The sequence below is a fragment of the Aliivibrio sp. S4MY1 genome, assembly GCF_028765545.1.
Classification (GTDB): domain Bacteria; phylum Pseudomonadota; class Gammaproteobacteria; order Enterobacterales; family Vibrionaceae; genus Aliivibrio.
In genome coordinates this window covers 16,205-34,113 of record NZ_JARACP010000014.1, presented here as the reverse complement: position 1 = coordinate 34,113, position 17,909 = coordinate 16,205, and the positions used below count along the sequence as shown (strand labels likewise).

Here is a 17,909-nt window from a genome sequence, read left to right as displayed (position 1 = left end):
CATTCAAAAGCGCTACTGGTTTAGCGCTTTTTCTTATTATGCCTTTTTCTTTTTTGAGTGATGCGTTTGCCAAAGAAGGTATTTGGCCGACATCATTACCAGAAACTTCAGCGGTTCCTTTTCTATTTTCGTCTGAAAGCTTGGGGACTACCATAGGCGCTGCCGCGGTAATGAAAGGAGTCAGCCAACCTCAAGCGACATTATTTGCAGCGGGACTTTATTCAAGTAAAGGCTCTTATATGACGTACTTGTCTGCAAATAATTTTCAAGTCGGTCATTCATGGTTAGTCGGGGCTAATGCGTATAATGCTAATTTCAAAGAGATGGATTATCACCTAGGCTCTGCCGGTAGTAATAACTCCAATGTGAATGACGAAGTGTTTACCGACAGCATCGAAGCACAATACCATTTAACGGCTAATTATATTTTACCTATTGGTAATGCAAAAACGATTGGAGCGAGAGCGGCCTATCTTCCTGAAAGAAAAATAAAAGGATTTAACCCATTAGAAAGTGGTGTGTCGAGTATTGAGTTTAGCCCTTTTTATTACTCTCGAAAATTAGCAGATGTTGCAAATTGGAATGAGCCTTACTCTAATTGGGGCATGAAAGTTAATTTTGATTGGGACAATCGAAATAGCGTAAGAAATACTACCCATGGTTCACGTACTGAATTGGATTTTACCTATTCTCCACAAACGGGTGAACAAGAAGAGTGGTGGACATGGGAGTTCCAACAAAGCGCCTTTTTTGATCTAGGTAATCTCGGTGAGATTATTAATAAGCAAGTATTGGCATTAGATTTCTATATTGCTGATACACCGAGTTGGCAAGGTGGAGCACATCAACCTCCTGAATACGCTGGCATAAAGCTTGGTGGTTTATATCGATTAAGGAGCTACAGCAGTGGGCGTTTCCATGGTCGTTCAGCTATTCATTATTCTGCAGAATATCGAGTGATGCCTGATTGGCAACCGCTAGAAGATTGGCCTATCTTTAATCTTTATGATGTACCTTGGTGGCAATGGGTTATTTTTGTTGATGCAGGTCGAGTAGCAGATGAATTCTCACTTTCAACACTACATGAAGACATGAAGTGGAGTGCAGGCGGAGCAATACGCTTTCAAGTTGAAGGTATTGTTGTTCGAACTGAGATGTCAAAAGGCAGTGAAGAAGGTTTATTTAGAGTGATGATCAACCAACCATTTTAATATTTTAGTAAGAAAAATGATCTCAACACTAGTGTTCAGTAGTTTTGATAGAGATAATGTTTACTACTAGAAGTTTTAATGTGACCTAACTCAAAAAGGGTGAGCGTAGTTTTGGTCATAATACCTAAATATAAAGTTCACTAAATAATACCGAGCATCAAATTTTAGATTCGTATAAACGGGGCGTTCATTAATTTTTTTTTGAACCATTAAGTATATTACACGGGATATTTTTACCATGTTAAAAAACATCAACCCAACAGAAACTCAAGCTTGGGCAGACTTAACTGCACACTTTGAAACAGCACAAGATTTTAGCCTATCTGAATTATTCGCTGCAGATGCACAACGTTTTGATAAATTTTCAACGACGTTTGGCCAAGATATTCTAGTGGATTTCTCTAAAAACTTAGTTACCGAAGAAACAATGGAAAAATTGTTCGCATTAGCAGAGCAAACAGAGTTGTCTTCAGCAATGAAAGCGATGTTTAACGGTGAGAAAATCAACAAAACAGAAGACCGTTCAGTTTTACATATTGCACTTCGTAACCGTAGCAACACGCCAATTATGGTTGATGGTGAAGATGTAATGCCTGCAGTAAATGCAGTATTAGAAAAAATGAAAGGCTTCACAGAACGTCTAATTTCTGGTGAGTGGAAAGGTTACACTGGTAAAGAAATTACGGATATCGTAAACATCGGTATCGGTGGTTCAGATCTTGGCCCTTACATGGTTTCTGAAGCGTTAGCACCATACAAGACTCGTTTAAACATGCACTTTGTTTCAAACGTTGATGGCACTCATATCGTTGAAACATTGAAGCCATTAAACCCTGAAACTACGTTATTCTTAATCGCATCTAAAACATTCACAACACAAGAAACAATGACAAATGCACACAGTGCTCGTGATTGGTTCCTTGCTGAAGCTGGCGATCAAGCACATGTTGCTAAGCACTTTGCTGCACTATCAACAAATGCACAGTCTGTTTCTGAGTTTGGTATTGATACTGACAACATGTTTGAATTCTGGGATTGGGTTGGTGGTCGTTATTCACTATGGTCAGCAATCGGTCTTTCAATTGCACTAGCGGTTGGTTTTGATAACTTTGTTGAGCTTCTTGAAGGTGCTCATGAAGTGGATAACCATTTCGCTAATACGGATCTGAAAAATAACGTACCAGTTATTTTGGCACTGATCGGCCTATGGTATAACAACTTCCACGGTGCTGAGTCAGAATCAATTCTTCCATACGATCAATATCTACATCGTTTTGCTGCGTACTTCCAACAAGGCAACATGGAATCAAATGGTAAATGTGTAGACCGTAACGGTAACCCTGTTGATTATCAAACGGGTCCAATCATTTGGGGTGAACCAGGTACAAATGGTCAACACGCGTTCTACCAATTGATTCACCAAGGTACAAAATTAATCCCTTGTGATTTTATTGCGCCTGCAATCAGCCACAACCAAGTGGGTGATCATCATCAGAAGCTGATGTCTAACTTCTTTGCTCAAACAGAAGCATTGGCTTTTGGTAAAACAGAAGAGACTGTTCGTGCAGAATTTGCAGCAGCAGGTAAAACTGAAGCAGAAATGGCAGAGTTAGTGGCATTTAAGGTGTTTGAAGGCAATCGCCCAACAAACTCAATTCTTGTTAAGCAAGTAACGCCTAAAACTCTAGGTAACTTGATTGCAATGTACGAGCACAAAATCTTCGTACAAGGCGTGATTTGGAATATCTTCAGCTTTGACCAATGGGGTGTAGAACTTGGTAAGCAACTAGCTAACCAAATTCTTCCTGAGTTAGCAGATGATAAAGCCGTAACGTCTCACGACAGTTCAACTAACGGATTAATTAACGCATTTAAAGCGCTTAAAGCTTAATTATATTTGTTGATGTGTTATTGAAAGAGCTGACTTCGGTCGGCTCTTTTTTTTAGATATTACAGGCAATAAAAAAGGTTGATACCTAAATATCAACCTCTATCATTCTAGTCTCTAGTCTCTAGTCTCTAGTCTCTAGTCTCTAGTCTCTAGTCTCTAGTCTCTAGTCTCTAGTCTCTAGTCTCTAGTCTCTAGTCTCTAGTCTCTAGTCTCTGTTACTCAAAACAGATTTCAATAAACGCATTACCCCATTCTGAAGTAAATGGCATGATAATAATCGCACCATCGCATTTATGAGTAATCGTATGGCCCTTACCAGAAACAACCATAGGCGTTGCCATGCTAAATTCAAAACCACTTTCAGAAAGAATATGTTTTGCACCACCAGTAACCATATTGGTGATTTCACCTACCATATCCGTTACTTCTTCATTGATGCTATTTGGACGCTCACCTAACATATTTTGCATGATTTGCAGAGCAAGCTGCTCATCAAAAGTAATCGACATTGAGCCCTTACTTTGTGGAGCAACCATGCCTATTAAACCTGAAACATCACCACGAGCAATTTCATCTTTTTTAATACGGGGCTTTTGTGGTTTTAAATCCATTGAAGCCATCGTTTTAAGTACATTCATCAGTGAAGCTAAGAATGGGTTTACAAATTCAGCGCGCATGGTAGGTAATGTCCTTTAATTAATTTTTATTATTGTTACTTAAACAAGCTTTGCAAGTACCATGGGTTTCAACAATATGGTTTTCGACAGAAAAGCCAATTTGTTCAGCGTGCTTTGTTAGCTGCTCTGTTATTTTAATATCATGGAACTCAACAACGTCATCGCAAGTGCGACAGATAAATAGTTGTGAAAAATGAGCGTGTTCGCCAATAACACAACAAGAAATATAACTATTTATTGATTCGACCTTATGAACAAAACCTTGGGTCACTAAAAAATCTAAAGCACGATAAATAGTGGGTGGTTTTGCTTGGGGTTCTATTTTCTTTAATTGCTCTAAAAGATCATAAGCACTTATTGCCCCCTGGTGAGAGACAATCAGCTCTAAAACTGTTAATCGCTGTGGTGTGAGTCTTACCCCACGTTGTTGGCACAAGAGCTCAACTTTTTGTTTTTGCGTACGATTCAAGGATTATGTGTCTTATTTTCTGAACAGATTAGTGAGTTTATCATAAGTTATCGGTTATTTTATTGACTATTTTTCAGAATGTCATTTTATTTATGAGCATCATTATCGTGGTAATAGGTTGGCTGTTTCTATTCTGATCATGTTAGAATTGCGGCATTGATCACTGAACGAATTTATTTATGAGCTCTTACCCACTACAACGCTTTTCCGTTGCCCCTATGCTTGATTGGACAGACCGTCACTGCCGTTATTTTCATCGTCAATTATCTGAGCATGCGCTTTTATATACAGAAATGGTGACGACTGGCGCTATCATCCATGGTAAAGGTGATTTTCTTGCATATAACGAAGAAGAGCATCCGGTTGCATTGCAGCTAGGTGGTTCGAACGTTAAAGATTTAGTTCATTGCGCAAAATTAGCTGCCGAGCGTGGCTATGATGAAGTTAACCTTAATGTAGGTTGTCCATCAGACCGAGTTCAGAATGGTCGTTTTGGTGCTTGTTTAATGGGTGAGCCAGATCTAGTTGCCGAATGTGTCGCTGAGATGAAAGCGGTTGTTGATATTCCTGTAACGGTAAAAACCCGTATTGGTATTGATGACCAAGATAGCTATGAGTTTTTAACTAAATTCGTTTCAACGGTTCATGAGAAGGGTGGTTGTGATCAATTTACTATTCATGCTCGTAAAGCGTGGTTAAGTGGATTAAGCCCGAAAGAAAACCGTGAAATTCCACCGTTAGATTACCCTCGCGCATATCAAATTAAGAAAGATTTTCCTCAGTTAGTGATTGCAGTCAATGGTGGCATTAAAACATTAGCGGAAGCAAAAGAGCATTTAGCACATCTAGATGGCGTGATGATTGGTCGTGAAGCGTATCAGAGCCCTTATTTATTAGCAGAAGTTGATCAACAACTTTTTGGTAGTGATAAACCAATTAAAAAGCGTCGTGAAATTGTAGAGGCAATGTACCCATATATTGAGCGCCAATTAGAAAATGGTGCACACCTTGGTCATATTACTCGTCATATGCTTGGTTTATTCCAAAGTATGCCAGGTGCTCGTCAATGGCGTCGCTACATTAGTGAAAATGCCCATAAACCAGGTTCAGGTATTGAAGTGGTTGAAGCTGCGCTAGCTAAAATTCCAAAAGAGTTAGATGTTTAAGCTTTTTTTACTTTAGTAAAATTGCATTAAATAGAAATAAAAAGAAAGTACATAAATAAACCAGATCGTTTATTATTACCGCATATGAAACAAATAGCGTCGCAAATGGAGACTACGCATGAACAAACTATCCCTTACCGCTGTTGTTGCTTCAGCTGCCTTAGTATTGGCAGTGCCAGCACATTCAACAGAGAAGGAATTTACCACTAAAGTTGAAATTGATGCGTGGTTCCCTGATGCAAAAGTGGGATCTAAAGATGATGCTGTTCGTAAAAATGATGTTGATGCATCGCAAGCGTTCTCAATCGCTTTTGAGCACCCATTTGCTTATGTGCCAAATGTTAAAGTTCGTTATACCCCAGTAAGGTCTGATCGTTTTGAGTATGATCAAATTGACTACACTGGTTACTATAAATTATTAGACACTAATGGTCTTCAGTTTGATGTGGGTTTAACACTGACACAGTTTGCTAATGGCGAATTCAATAAAGGTGGCTCAATCACTGGAGGTCGAGCAGATCAAAGCTTTAGTGAAACAGCAATGAACATGTACGCCGATGCGTCACTGCATATTCCCGATACGCATTTCCACATTTTTGGTCAGTATGATTTTGGTAGTGGCAGCGGTACTCGTACAATGGATGGTCAAGCTGGGGTTAAATACATTTTTCCTGTTGATGCGGTCGATCTAGAAATCAAAGTAGGTTATCGCGTAATGGACCATGAATTTGGTTACTTTGACGACTTTGATAGCAACCAAGCAAACGTAATGGTTGATGGTTGGTTCGGTGGTTTATCATTTGATTTCTAGCCCATAACTGCTCTTTAAGATAGCGATTCAGGTGACTGAGTCGCTATTTTTTTATTTTAAATTTGCTCAATTTCGGTTTATTGACCATGCTTATAGAATGGATATTACTATGATATTCATATTTGGTAAGGATGCAGTTATGACGACATTAAGTGAATTAAAATTGATGTACCAAGAAGATCAATTAGTGGAAGCGGTGATAGAGCCTGTCGTGGTTGAGGAGTCTTGGATTGTAGAGTTTCGCCATGTGCGTGGAGGCCTTGTTCTGCTTACTGATATGAAAGGTGGTGAGATGAAATACAGAGATTTAGAATCAGCCTCTAAGAGTGCATTAGCGGTTGGATTTAACCAAGTCAGGATTAATGATTAACCTTATTTTCACCTTAAATTAATTAACGCAAATATTTCTTTCTTCCAAAAAGTTATAAAACATACCTATCTATTCTTTCTTGTTATAGAAAAGAGTCGCTAATCTAATATGACGCAATGAATAGGGATGTCGTCATGTTATTAAAGGAACTCTCCGCACTCGCTAGCCCACTTAATGATCAACAAATAGGTCAATTACAGCTAGCGGCTTCAGAATTATCTCCGCAACAGCTTGCTTGGGTAAGTGGTTATTTTTGGGGTGTGAGCCAAACCTCAGGTGCAGCACAACCAATCAATCAAGCCGCAGCCGTAGTATCAAGTGAGCCTGCTGGCAAATTATCAATTATTTATGCCTCACAAACAGGCAATGCAAAAGGGGTTGCCGAAGCTTTAAAAGAAGAAGCATCGGCAGCTGGTATTGCCGTTGAGCTTTTTGATGCCAGTGACTATAAAGGTAAAAACCTCGCTAAAGAAACTCACGTTATTATTGTGGCGTCTACTAATGGTGAGGGTGAAGCCCCTGACAATGCCATTGAGTTGCATGAATTTCTTCAATCTAAAAAAGCACCAAAATTAGATAACTTAAAATACGCAGTGATTGGTTTGGGGGATTCGAGCTACGAGTTCTTCTGTCAAACAGGTAAAGATTTTGATGCGTACTTATCTAAGAAGGGCGCGACGCCATTTATTGAACGTATTGATCTTGATGTTGATTATGAAGCTCCAGCGGCTGAATGGCGCAAACAAGCGTTAGATAAAGTAAAAGAAACCTTGGCAAAAGGTGGTGAAGCTACCAATGGACAGGTTGTGCAATTGCCAGTAGGGCAAGCCGCTCATGCTGTTTCGCAATACACTAAACAGAACCCATATATCGCTACATTATTAGCTAGCCAAAAAATCACAGGTCGAGATTCTGGTAAAGACGTTCGTCACATTGAAATTGATTTGGACGGTTCGGGATTAACTTATCAACCGGGTGATGCACTTGGGGTTTGGTTTGAAAATAGCCCTGAACTTGCCGCTGCAATCTTAAAACAAGTAAGTCTTACTGGTGAAGAGCAAGTGGATGTTGATGGTGAGCAGGTTTCACTTCAAAAAGCGTTAGTTGAAAAATACGAAATTACATCGGCAAACCCACAACAAGTGGTAGCATTTACTGAACTCTCTGGCAGTAAAAAACTAGAGAAACTGACAGCAGACAAAGACAAATTACGCCAGTATGCAGGTAATACTCAAGTCATTGATCTGTTATCAGAAAAGAAAACCAAACTAACCGCAGATCAACTAGTTAGTTTGCTTCGTCGTTTAACCCCTCGTTTATATTCGATTGCTTCAAGCCAAACAGAAGTCGATGAAGAAGTTCATTTAACGGTTGGTGTAGTTGAATACCAACAAGGAGAGGAGACTCGATTTGGTGGTGCCTCTAGCTTTTTATCTCATCGGCTAGAAGAAGGCGATGAAGTGAAAGTGTTTATTGAACACAACAATAATTTCAAACTTCCTCAAGATGATAATGTTCCTGTGATCATGATAGGCCCAGGTACGGGTATTGCTCCATTCCGCTCATTTGTGCAAGAGCGTGACAACCGTGATGCAGAAGGAAAAAACTGGCTATTCTTTGGTGATAGAACCTTCACGCAAGATTTCTTATACCAAGTGGAATGGCAAAAATACCTTAAATCAGGGGTTGTAAATCAATTAGATGTCGCATTCAGTCGTGACCAGCAAGAAAAAGTCTATGTACAGCACCGTATCCTAGAGCACTCAGCACAAGTATGGCAGTGGCTGCAAGATGGCGCTTATATCTACGTGTGTGGTGATGCAACTCGCATGGCAAAAGATGTACATGATGCGTTAATTACCATTGTTGAGCAGCAAGGAAAGAAGAACAGAGAAGAAGCAGAACAATTTGTAAATGATCTGCGTAAGGCGAAACGTTACCAAAGGGATGTGTACTAATGAGTGAACAAATTGCAGTAAAAACAATCTTATCAGGCATTGAACTTGGCCCATTGGCAGATAATGAGCGTCTAAAGCGTGAAAGTAAAAATCTTAGAGGGACGATCGTAGAAGATCTACAAGATCGCATTACGGGTGGTTTTACTAAAGATAATTTCCAGCTGATCCGTTTTCACGGAATGTATCAACAAGATGATAGAGATATTCGTGCTGAGCGTACAAAACAAAAATTAGAGCCTCTGCATAATGTAATGCTACGTGCGCGTATGCCTGGTGGGATTATTACCCCAAAACAGTGGTTAGCGATTGATAAGTTTGCTGAAGAAAATACCTCTTATGGCAGTTTACGTTTAACCACGCGTCAAACGTTTCAGTTTCACGGAGTTCTAAAACCAAACATTAAATTAATGCACCAAACATTGAATAGCATTGGTATTGATTCAATAGCAACCGCGGGTGATGTAAACCGAAATGTGTTGTGTACCACTAATCCAGTAGAATCTGAATTACATCAAGAAGCGTACGAATGGGCGAAAAAAATCAGTGAACATCTGCTGCCAAAAACACGTGCCTATGCAGAGATTTGGTTGGATGGTGAAAAGCTAGAAACGACTGATGAAGAGCCTATTTTAGGCAGTAACTATCTTCCTCGTAAATTTAAGACAACCGTGGTTATTCCACCGCAAAATGACGTAGACGTGCACGCTAATGACTTAAACTTCATTGCTATCGCTGATAACGGAAAACTGGTTGGTTTTAATGTATTAGTTGGTGGTGGTCTTGCGATGACCCATGGTGATACTGCAACTTATCCTCGTAAAGCGGATGATTTTGGCTTTGTATCACTAGAAAAAACGTTAGAAGTGGCGGCGGCAGTTGTAACCACTCAGCGTGATTGGGGTAACCGTTCAAATCGTAAAAATGCAAAAACAAAATACACGTTAGATCGTGTGGGTGTTGATGTCTTTAAAGCTGAAGTCGAAAAGCGTGCTGGTATTCAATTTGAAGCAAGTCGTCCTTATGAGCTTACAGAACGTGGTGATCGAATCGGTTGGGTAGATGGCATTGATGGTAAGCATCATCTTGCATTATTTATCGAAAATGGCCGTTTATTAGATTACCCAGGTAAGCCATTAAAAACAGGTGTTGCTGAGATTGCTAAGATCCACCAAGGTGATTTTAGAATGACAGCCAACCAAAACTTAATTGTTGCTGGTGTATCTGCTGAGCAAAAAGCTCAGATAGATAAAATAGCTCGAGAGCATGGCTTAATTGATGATACACATTCAGAGCAGCGTAAAAACTCAATGGCGTGTGTCGCTTTTCCTACCTGTCCATTAGCGATGGCTGAGGCAGAGCGTTTCTTGCCTGAGTTTGTAACTGAAATCGAAGATGTACTTAAAAAACATAAGCTGCCAGAAGAAGATAATATTATTTTCCGTGTAACGGGATGTCCAAACGGTTGTGGCCGTGCAATGCTTGCTGAAATAGGTTTAGTCGGTAAAGCGCCGGGACGTTATAACTTCCATTTAGGCGGTAACCGTAGTGGTACTCGTGTACCTAAAATGTATAAAGAGAACATTACAGACCGTCAGATTTTATCTGAGATAGATGAACTTGTTGGTCGTTGGGTTACTGAGCGTCAAGGTAATGAAGGCTTTGGTGATTTTACCATTCGAGCTGGCATTGTAGATGAAGTGATAGTATCAAAAAGGGACTTTTATGCCTAAATTGCAATTATCAGAGCTGTTGTCATTAACAAAAATTGAGCAAATTTTACGCTTATCTGAAGTTAATGCAGAGCTTGAAGCGCTGACTGCTCAAGAGCGAATTTTGTGGGCGTTAGAAAACTTAGAAGGAAACCCAGCGGTATCCTCAAGTTTTGGAATTCAAGCAGCAGTGATGTTGCAATTAGTCACTGATGCAAAAGCGGATACTCCGGTTATTTTAACTGATACTGGGTATTTATTTCCTGAAACTTATCAGTTTGTTGATCTACTCACTGAGCGCCTTAAACTAAATCTGCACGTGTTTACTGCACAAGAGAGTCCAAACTGGCAAGAAGCACGTTATGGTAAATTGTGGGAAAAAGGCGTAGAGGGGATTGAGCAATATAATAAGCTAAATAAAGTTCAACCTATGCGTCGAGCGCTTGATCAGCTTGAAGTCGGGGTTTGGTTTTCTGGTTTACGCCGTGAGCAATCAAGTTCTCGTGCCAATCTGCCAGTACTTAGTATTCAAAATGGGGTATTTAAATTTTTACCTGTATTGGATTGGAGTAACAAAGATGTACATCATTTTTTAGAAGAGCGTAATTTACCTTATCATCCATTGCGTGATGACGGTTATCTCTCTGTCGGTGATACACACACAACTCAAAAATGGGAGCCAGGAATGAAAGAAGAGGAGACTCGCTTCTTTGGTTTAAAAAGAGAGTGTGGTTTACATGAAGATGATGGTGAGACTGCTGGATCTGGAATATAAATAGTTTGTATGATGATAAAAAGACAGCGTGATAAGCGCTGTCTTTTTTATTTACGGCTGAAAAATTATTTCCACAATGAAGTCAGAGAGTCGAGTAAGCCTGAGCTTGCATCTTGTGATGTTAAGTATTGTGTAATTAAAGGGGTAAATTGAGCAATAAGAGCAGGGTCTAGGCCCAGTGCAGAGAAGGCCGTTTTTACACTGTCCATATTCGATATCATGCTGCCTAACCCGCCGGGGATTGCACCTGTTAATGATTCAAGGCCAGGGATCATGCTATTTAGTTCAGAGTTTTCAGAACTTGATAAACCATTACCAGCCATTGCTAATAGTGCTCCGGCACCACCAGCCGCTTGATCCGCTGAAATACCTAGATTATCCGTTAGCATTCCCACCAGTGGATTCGATGCAGTGACTTGCTCTGTGTTTGCTTCTTCATCACTACCAAATAGACTCGAAAGAAAGGCATTAGCAGGGGCCGCAGCAGTAAGAGAAAGCGCAAGAGTAGATAAAATTAACGTTTTTTTCATTGTCATTTCCTTTTAACATTACTGGTTTGTTTTTATAACATTTCATTAGAGTATGACATAAAAAAAGCGATGCATATAGCCATCGCTTTTTAATTTTATTTTTAATCTTTTTTGAGAAAGATTAGATGATGTCTAGTAGTTCTACTTCGAATACTAGTGCTGCATATGGAGGGATTGCAGCGCCAGCGCCACGCTCACCGTATGCAAGGTTTTGTGGAATAGAAAGCTTCCACTTAGAACCTACAGGCATTAGTTGAAGTGCTTCAACCCAACCAGCGATAACGCCAGTTACTGGGAATTCAGCAGGTTGACCGCGCTCTACAGAGCTGTCAAATACTGTACCGTCAGTTAACATACCGTGGTAATGAACACGTACTGTTTTATCAGAAGTTGGAATCTCACCAGTACCTACAGTTAGTACTTCATATTGAAGACCAGACTCAAGTACAGTTACTTCTGAACGAAGAGCGTTATCAGCTAGGAAAGCTTCGCCATCAGCAGCGGCAGCTTTAGATGCTTCAGCACGAGCTTCTTCAGCGCGCATGTGAAGTGCTTGAAGTGCTTCGTTGATCGCGTCAACTTCGATTTCTGGCATGTCGCCAGTTAATGAAGTAGCGATACCTTTAGCGATAGCTGCAACGTTTAGGCCTTCAAGACCAGATTGTGCAAGTTGTTGACCCATTTGAAGGCCAATACCGTAGCTTGCTCTTTGCTCTACTGTTTCTAATTTTACTTCAGACATGCTGTCTCTCTTTCTTTATATGGTATAAACGAAAGGCTAAAGGATACAGAGATCTAAGCTTAAGGTAAACTTTTGTACTTCTTTGCGCTCTGATATTAGAATAAAACGTGAGCTCACCAGTTTCGCATGAGGCGATGGCATGAATAAAAAGAAAAAAATGAATATAAAGCGCCCAGATTTTTCTGAGCAACTGGCTAACTTAAAGGATAAGTGTGGGCCTCTTACAGAAAAAGTTTTACCTTATTGGCAGCGCTTACCTCTATTTCATCAAAAAGCATTACGCATTTTAGTTCCAGTTACTTTTGTTTTAATTCTATTGCCAAGCGGTGCAGAAGAAGAGCTTGAGAGCATTCAGCCTACGATGATCCCCGCACCTGAAATGCAAAGGCAAAGTGTCAGCTTAAATTTAAAAGGTTTGAGTGAGCAAGAAGCAGCACTTCGTAATACTCCTTCTGCTTATGAAGTCGAAAAAGAGAAAATAGAAGCAGAGCCAGCAAAAAAAATAACGGAAGTTAAAGCCTCGCAATTAACTCAAACTTCTGCAAAGTGGCATGATTATCAAATTCAAGCGGGTGATACGCTGTATCAAGTATTTAGAAAAAATAATCTGTCGCTCACAGAGCTAAACAAGGTGGTTAAAATCGAAGGTGCCGATAAACCATTGAGCAATATTAAAAAAGGTCAATTATTTCGTTTTAAGCTTAATCCGCAGGGTGAATTAGACATCCTTCAGATAGAGCGAGATAACCAAGCAATTATGTACTTTAGAATGTCAGATGGTAACTTTGGCCGCAGTAAATAAAGTTCTTACTCTTTCCTATTAACGCCTCCCTCTTAAGTTCTTTAACCATGTTTTAGGCATTAGAGGGAGAATGATTAACGCAATTCCCGCCGCAGTTAATGCATCTGGCACTTCATCAAACCAAATTACGCCAAATAAAACCACAAATATAAGCCCTGAATATTCCGCTAAAGAAATCTGAGTTGCTGGCGCTTTTTTATATGCCATGGTTGCTAGGCCGTTATAGCTAATAATAAAGGCAGCACTTAAGGCTATCCAAAGTACCTCATTATGACTTAATGGTTGCCAATAAAACCATGCTAGGCCTCCGGCAACAGGCAGAGATAAACAAGTTGTCCAAAACAGTGTGGTAATAACGGATTGGTCATTGGGAATTTTTCTTACCAAAAGATTATATAGCGCTAACGTTGTTGCCGTTCCTAGAGCAAAAATAGCTGCCCAATGAAATTGAGAAGGGCGAAGAATTATCAGAACACCAATAAATCCGATAACGGTTTGAAGCACTTTTTTTGCTGATGGCCTTTCATTGAGTAGTAACATTGAAAGCGGGATCATTAACAACGGTGCGGTGTAAAAAACCGCATTGGCAGTCGCAAGGGTTAAATAAGTGATAGATACCACCATGCAACAACTGCCAATTAAGAGTATATGAGCTCTTAATGCTGTTATTTTTGGATTGCTTAAATTTCTCAATGTTGGTGGTTGATGGAGCCAAAATGGGAAGAGAAGTGCGAGTGAAACCAACTGACGTAAGAAAATATATTGAAAAGGTGAAACACCACCATCAAGGACTTTTACCGCCACATCGGATAGTGATGCCAGTAAGTTACCTAATACAAGTAAGACAATAGCGAGATTGACTGGTGTCATCATAGGTTTCATTTTCGTACTACTTAGCTAATCGCATGTCGACATGAGGGATATCATCTTCCAGGTACATATTAGAGATTACATTAAAACCATGTTTTTGATAAAAGTGAGTTAAATGTTCTTGAGCCCCAATATCAATACTTTCCCCCGGCCATAATTCTTCACAATTCAGTAAAGCTTGAGAGATGAGTTCGTGACCTAAACCATTACCTCTTGCTGTTTCTTTTGTTGCAACGCGACCAATACTGGCATTGCTATAACTAATTCCCGCTGGAAGTAATCGAGCACAGGCGATTATTTCATTATTTTTAGTCCCAATTAAATGATAAACCCCATCTTGGCAATCTTTGCCATCCAACTCAGGGTATGGGCAAGTTTGTTCAACCACAAAAACATCGATTCTTAGGCGGATAAGATCGTACAGTTGGACGGTAGTTAAGTTATTAAATAGTATTTTTTGCCAATGAATCATAAGTGTTATCTCGATAGAACATGAATACTATCAAGATACCTATGTTTGTTTTTTTAGGCACCAATTAATCTTTATTTTTTTATTTTCTTTTTCTGCGTAATAAATAGATCACCTTATTAGTTACAAAAAAATAGCATGGTGAAATCACCATGCTATTTATGCTGTAGAACATTTAGATTTTATTTATTTTGCTAAATCAATTTGGTATACCGCAAAGCCAACATCATCAGTCGCTACACGCTTCATTGGGTATTGACCTTTATCTTCGATGAACTGAGCGGCTTTGTCACTTGGTGATGTCTCAAAGCGAATGTCCAGCTTCTTATTGCTCTCAATTGGAGCAAAAGACCAGTTATTATCAGCGGCTGGTTTAACTTGGCCTTCTTCTTTGCTTACACGTGAAATGTAGCTAGCAAGCACTGTACGGTTTTCATCAGGTGCATCAAATGCGATGAAATCAGAACCTGTTCCCGGGAATTTGTTGCTGTAAGCGCGGTAATTATTAGTTGCGATAAGGAAATCTTGTTTCGCATCAATTGGCTTACCTTGGTAAGTTAAACCGACAATACGTTCAGAACCTTCGTTAATTACTTTACAGTCACCATCATATTTTGCTGGTTGAGTAATATCGATCTGGTAGTTAACACCATCAATGACATCAAAGTTATAGGTACGGAAACCATCCCAATCAATTAACTGTTGCGGTGCTGTGCTATTGATGTCGATTTGTTTAAATTGACCAGCAGAACACTCAAGCCATTCCTTCACTTCTTTGCCTGTGACCTTCATCGCAACTAACGTATTAGGGTATAGGTATAAATCCGCTGCATTACGGAACGTTAATTGGCCTGATTCAACTTCAGTAAAGTTTGTTGGATCATTGCCACGACCGCCTGCTTTAAATGGAGCAGCAGCAGAAAGTACAGGAGTACCATCTAGATCAGGATCACCTTGAATAAAGTGCTCAACGTAATCTTTTTGCGCTAGGTTAACAATCTGAACTGTTGGGTCATCTTGAACTAATGCTAAAAAGCTATACATTACGTCATCAGCTTTACCAATTGGTTGGTTAACGAACTCACGTGTGCCTTTATGGTCGGCTTCTAGTGCTTTAACAATACCTTCATCAGCCGCTGCTAATGATTTTTTCTCTTTTTCATCAAAGATAGGGCGAGCTTCTGACTTACCGTTGGCAACAACCCACTCACCATTTTTTTGTTCAAGAGTTAAATCCATTACACCAACATGGCTACCCCAACGTCCAGGCATAACAGCGGCAACGCCATTGATGGTGCCATTTTTGTTATCGATACCTTGCATGTTGTCGAACCCTTTACCTGGGAAAACAGCATGAGAGTGGCCAAATGCGATTGCATCAATACCTTCGACTTCAGATAAGTAGTAAGTAGAGTTTTCTTCGCCTTGTTTGTACGGGTCAGTTGATACACCTGAGTGAGGAATAGCAACAATAACGTTCGCGCCTTCCGCTTTCATTTGAGGAATCAACTCTTCTGCGGTTTCTTTGATATCACGAGCGTAGACTTTACCTTCAAGATTTTTCTTATCCCACACCATGATTTGTGGTGGAACAAAACCGATGTAGCCGACTTTGATTTCGTGTTCTACGCCGGCAGTATCTTTAAATGTATGTGTCTTAATGATATATGGCTTGAAGTAATGCTCTTTGGTTTTTGCATCATAAACGTTAGCACTGATGTATGGGAAATCTGCATCGTTAATTGATTCTGCTAAGAACTCTAAACCATAGTTAAATTCGTGGTTACCAATGTTACCTGCATCGTAATCTAATTGATTCATAGCTTTATATGCTGGGTGAACTTCGCCAGCCTCAATGCCTTTATCTGCCATGTAGTCACCCATTGGACTACCTTGCAGTAAATCACCATTATCAACAAGAACACTGTTTGTTACTTCATTACGAGCCTCTTTAACTAAAGTCGCTGTGCGCGCCAAGCCAATTTTTTGAGATGGCTTATCTTTGTAGTAATCATAATCCATAAGGTTGGTATGAATATCTGTTGTTTCTACAACACGCAATTTAATCACTTCGTTTGTATCTACTGGTGATGGTGTGCAGCCAGAAATTGTGAATAAGCCTAAGCCAGCTAATACAGCAAGTGAAACAGGTTTAGCAGAGAGTTTCATAGTGTTCTCCAAAAGGTGATAATCATAAAAGCGCCAATTAAGATAACAGATTGGTTATGTTATAAATGTAATTTGTCTTCTAATGTGTGCGCTTGATCTTCTTTCCGTGTGGTTTACGGTAACAAGATCACAGCTTAAACATGAATTTATACGCTGTTTTTTGTGCCTCGTTTTATTTAAGAAAAACTTCGTTAGCATTAAATCGAATAAAAAATGAAATTTTAGAATTTCAGGTAATAAAGCAACCCGTCTATAGTGACTTTATTGGAATGAAAAATAGCCACCATGTAAAAAGAGAATTGATGCTTGTTAGGGCAATTAATTCCATTAATGGTGTCATTACCAAATTTAGCCTAAAGGACAAAAATACATGGACGCAAAACGATTAACTCACCTACAACAGCTAGAAGCTGAAAGTATCCACATTATTCGTGAAGTTGCTGCTGAGTTTGATAACCCAGTAATGATGTACTCGATTGGTAAAGACTCCTCAGTCATGCTGCACCTTGCACGCAAAGCTTTTTATCCTGGAAAAATCCCATTCCCACTTCTTCATGTTGATACAGATTGGAAATTCAAAGAGATGATTGAATTTCGAGAAAAAACGGCAGAAAAATACGGTTTTGACTTATTGGTACATAAGAACCCAGAAGGCTTAGCAATGGGGATTAACCCATTTGTTCATGGTTCATCAAAGCATACCGATATCATGAAAACTCAGGGCTTAAAGCAAGCGCTAAACAAATATGGTTTTGATGCGGCTTTTGGCGGTGCACGTCGTGATGAAGAAAAATCTCGAGCTAAAGAGCGTGTGTATTCTTTCCGAGATAAAAATCATACGTGGGACCCAAAAAATCAACGTCCAGAGTTATGGAATACCTATAACGGCCAAGTTAATAAAGGGGAAAGCATCCGAGTTTTCCCATTATCAAATTGGACTGAATTGGATATTTGGCAATATATCTATTTAGAAAATATTGAAATTGTTCCGCTTTATTTATCTGAGAAGCGTCCAGTAGTTGAGCGTGATGGCATGTTGATCATGGTAGACGATGAACGTTTAGAGTTAGAAGAAGGCGAAGAGATCCAACATAAAGACATTCGCTTTAGGACCTTGGGCTGTTATCCATTGACTGGTGCTGTGGAATCAACCGCAAATACCTTACCTGAAATTATTGAAGAGATGTTGGTTGCCACCTCAAGTGAGCGTCAAGGTCGCGCGATAGATCATGATTCATCAGGTTCCATGGAACTGAAAAAACGCCAAGGCTACTTTTAATATCAAGCATC

Annotated in this window: 17 protein-coding genes; 10 read left to right on the top strand and 7 right to left on the bottom strand. The window is 39.6% G+C overall.

What is annotated here, in order from left to right:
- Positions 1 to 38 precede the first annotated feature (38 nt).
- Positions 39 to 1,211: a hypothetical protein gene (locus PVK71_RS15415; protein ID WP_274419849.1), complete on the top strand. Its 1,173-nt coding sequence runs from the start codon at positions 39 to 41 to the stop codon at positions 1,209 to 1,211.
- Between the two features lie 238 nt (positions 1,212 to 1,449).
- Entirely contained in the window at positions 1,450 to 3,102 is a 1,653-nt protein-coding gene (gene pgi / locus PVK71_RS15410) for a glucose-6-phosphate isomerase (RefSeq protein WP_274419817.1), read from the top strand.
- A gap of 215 nt (positions 3,103 to 3,317) precedes the next feature.
- Here the strand turns inward: pgi and PVK71_RS15405 are convergent, their stop codons facing one another.
- Both PVK71_RS15405 and zur read right to left on the bottom strand, forming a co-directional pair.
- Positions 3,318 to 3,779 carry a chemotaxis protein CheX gene (locus PVK71_RS15405; protein WP_274419818.1) on the bottom strand — a complete coding sequence of 154 codons (462 nt, stop codon included), beginning with the start codon at positions 3,777 to 3,779 and terminating at the stop codon, positions 3,318 to 3,320.
- A gap of 19 nt (positions 3,780 to 3,798) precedes the next feature.
- The gene (gene zur / locus PVK71_RS15400; RefSeq protein WP_274419819.1) at positions 3,799 to 4,248 is read right to left on the bottom strand and encodes a zinc uptake transcriptional repressor Zur; all 450 of its coding nucleotides are present in this window, start codon (positions 4,246 to 4,248) and stop codon (positions 3,799 to 3,801) included.
- 179 nt (positions 4,249 to 4,427) lie between these two features.
- Here zur and dusA point away from each other — a divergent pair, with 179 nt between their 5' ends.
- The 6 genes from dusA (at position 4,428) to PVK71_RS15370 (ending at position 11,037) form a co-directional block, all read left to right on the top strand.
- Positions 4,428 to 5,414 carry a tRNA dihydrouridine(20/20a) synthase DusA gene (dusA, locus tag PVK71_RS15395; protein ID WP_130049126.1) on the top strand — a complete coding sequence of 329 codons (987 nt, stop codon included), beginning with the start codon at positions 4,428 to 4,430 and terminating at the stop codon, positions 5,412 to 5,414.
- A gap of 118 nt (positions 5,415 to 5,532) precedes the next feature.
- The gene (locus PVK71_RS15390) at positions 5,533 to 6,225 is read left to right on the top strand and encodes a TIGR04219 family outer membrane beta-barrel protein (protein ID WP_274419820.1); all 693 of its coding nucleotides are present in this window, start codon (positions 5,533 to 5,535) and stop codon (positions 6,223 to 6,225) included.
- A 139-nt stretch (positions 6,226 to 6,364) separates the two neighbouring features.
- Positions 6,365 to 6,595: a hypothetical protein gene (locus PVK71_RS15385; RefSeq protein WP_130045929.1), complete on the top strand. Its 231-nt coding sequence runs from the start codon at positions 6,365 to 6,367 to the stop codon at positions 6,593 to 6,595.
- 134 nt (positions 6,596 to 6,729) lie between these two features.
- A complete protein-coding gene (locus PVK71_RS15380; protein ID WP_274419821.1) occupies positions 6,730 to 8,553 on the top strand; it encodes an assimilatory sulfite reductase (NADPH) flavoprotein subunit in 1,824 nt (607 codons plus the stop codon).
- A complete protein-coding gene (cysI, locus tag PVK71_RS15375; RefSeq protein ID WP_274419822.1) occupies positions 8,553 to 10,283 on the top strand; it encodes an assimilatory sulfite reductase (NADPH) hemoprotein subunit in 1,731 nt (576 codons plus the stop codon). Before PVK71_RS15380 ends, cysI begins: the two co-directional genes overlap by 1 nt.
- On the top strand, positions 10,276 to 11,037 hold the full coding sequence (locus tag PVK71_RS15370; RefSeq protein ID WP_274419823.1) for a phosphoadenylyl-sulfate reductase: 762 nt from the start codon (positions 10,276 to 10,278) through the stop codon (positions 11,035 to 11,037). The genes cysI and PVK71_RS15370 overlap by 8 nt, the downstream gene beginning before the upstream one ends.
- Positions 11,038 to 11,102: 65 nt before the next feature.
- Here PVK71_RS15370 and PVK71_RS15365 read toward each other — a convergent pair whose 3' ends face one another.
- On the bottom strand, positions 11,103 to 11,567 hold the full coding sequence (locus PVK71_RS15365; RefSeq protein ID WP_274419824.1) for a DUF2780 domain-containing protein: 465 nt from the start codon (positions 11,565 to 11,567) through the stop codon (positions 11,103 to 11,105).
- A 121-nt stretch (positions 11,568 to 11,688) separates the two neighbouring features.
- The gene (locus PVK71_RS15360) at positions 11,689 to 12,309 is read right to left on the bottom strand and encodes an FKBP-type peptidyl-prolyl cis-trans isomerase (protein ID WP_130045934.1); all 621 of its coding nucleotides are present in this window, start codon (positions 12,307 to 12,309) and stop codon (positions 11,689 to 11,691) included.
- Between the two features lie 139 nt (positions 12,310 to 12,448).
- Between PVK71_RS15360 and PVK71_RS15355 the strand changes: the two genes are divergently transcribed.
- Positions 12,449 to 13,111, top strand: coding sequence for a LysM-like peptidoglycan-binding domain-containing protein (locus tag PVK71_RS15355; protein ID WP_274419825.1), 663 nt, complete (start codon positions 12,449 to 12,451; stop codon positions 13,109 to 13,111).
- Between the two features lie 18 nt (positions 13,112 to 13,129).
- Here PVK71_RS15355 and PVK71_RS15350 read toward each other — a convergent pair whose 3' ends face one another.
- The 3 genes from PVK71_RS15350 to cpdB all read right to left on the bottom strand — a co-directional run bounded on the left by PVK71_RS15350 (position 13,130) and on the right by cpdB (position 16,619).
- The gene (locus PVK71_RS15350; RefSeq protein WP_274419850.1) at positions 13,130 to 13,981 is read right to left on the bottom strand and encodes a DMT family transporter; all 852 of its coding nucleotides are present in this window, start codon (positions 13,979 to 13,981) and stop codon (positions 13,130 to 13,132) included.
- 19 nt (positions 13,982 to 14,000) lie between these two features.
- Entirely contained in the window at positions 14,001 to 14,453 is a 453-nt protein-coding gene (locus PVK71_RS15345) for a GNAT family N-acetyltransferase (protein ID WP_274419826.1), read from the bottom strand.
- A 183-nt stretch (positions 14,454 to 14,636) separates the two neighbouring features.
- The gene (gene cpdB, locus PVK71_RS15340; protein ID WP_274419827.1) at positions 14,637 to 16,619 is read right to left on the bottom strand and encodes a 2',3'-cyclic-nucleotide 2'-phosphodiesterase; all 1,983 of its coding nucleotides are present in this window, start codon (positions 16,617 to 16,619) and stop codon (positions 14,637 to 14,639) included.
- 370 nt (positions 16,620 to 16,989) lie between these two features.
- On the opposite strand from cpdB, the gene cysD reads away from it, so the two are divergent.
- A complete protein-coding gene (gene cysD / locus PVK71_RS15335) occupies positions 16,990 to 17,898 on the top strand; it encodes a sulfate adenylyltransferase subunit CysD (RefSeq protein ID WP_130087979.1) in 909 nt (302 codons plus the stop codon).
- Positions 17,899 to 17,909: the final 11 nt, after the last annotated feature.

Coding starts and splice junctions, on each gene's coding strand:
- cysI (WP_274419822.1), top strand. CDS start 8,553: ATGAGTGAACAAATTGCAGTAAAAACAATCTTATCAGGCATTGAACTT.
- PVK71_RS15345 (WP_274419826.1), bottom strand. CDS start 14,453: ATGATTCATTGGCAAAAAATACTATTTAATAACTTAACTACCGTCCAA.
- PVK71_RS15380 (WP_274419821.1), top strand. CDS start 6,730: ATGTTATTAAAGGAACTCTCCGCACTCGCTAGCCCACTTAATGATCAA.
- PVK71_RS15360 (WP_130045934.1), bottom strand. CDS start 12,309: ATGTCTGAAGTAAAATTAGAAACAGTAGAGCAAAGAGCAAGCTACGGT.
- PVK71_RS15385 (WP_130045929.1), top strand. CDS start 6,365: ATGACGACATTAAGTGAATTAAAATTGATGTACCAAGAAGATCAATTA.
- cysD (WP_130087979.1), top strand. CDS start 16,990: ATGGACGCAAAACGATTAACTCACCTACAACAGCTAGAAGCTGAAAGT.
- PVK71_RS15350 (WP_274419850.1), bottom strand. CDS start 13,981: ATGACACCAGTCAATCTCGCTATTGTCTTACTTGTATTAGGTAACTTA.
- PVK71_RS15390 (WP_274419820.1), top strand. CDS start 5,533: ATGAACAAACTATCCCTTACCGCTGTTGTTGCTTCAGCTGCCTTAGTA.
- pgi (WP_274419817.1), top strand. CDS start 1,450: ATGTTAAAAAACATCAACCCAACAGAAACTCAAGCTTGGGCAGACTTA.
- PVK71_RS15365 (WP_274419824.1), bottom strand. CDS start 11,567: ATGAAAAAAACGTTAATTTTATCTACTCTTGCGCTTTCTCTTACTGCT.
- PVK71_RS15355 (WP_274419825.1), top strand. CDS start 12,449: ATGAATAAAAAGAAAAAAATGAATATAAAGCGCCCAGATTTTTCTGAG.
- dusA (WP_130049126.1), top strand. CDS start 4,428: ATGAGCTCTTACCCACTACAACGCTTTTCCGTTGCCCCTATGCTTGAT.
- PVK71_RS15405 (WP_274419818.1), bottom strand. CDS start 3,779: ATGCGCGCTGAATTTGTAAACCCATTCTTAGCTTCACTGATGAATGTA.
- PVK71_RS15370 (WP_274419823.1), top strand. CDS start 10,276: ATGCCTAAATTGCAATTATCAGAGCTGTTGTCATTAACAAAAATTGAG.
- PVK71_RS15415 (WP_274419849.1), top strand. CDS start 39: ATGCCTTTTTCTTTTTTGAGTGATGCGTTTGCCAAAGAAGGTATTTGG.
- cpdB (WP_274419827.1), bottom strand. CDS start 16,619: ATGAAACTCTCTGCTAAACCTGTTTCACTTGCTGTATTAGCTGGCTTA.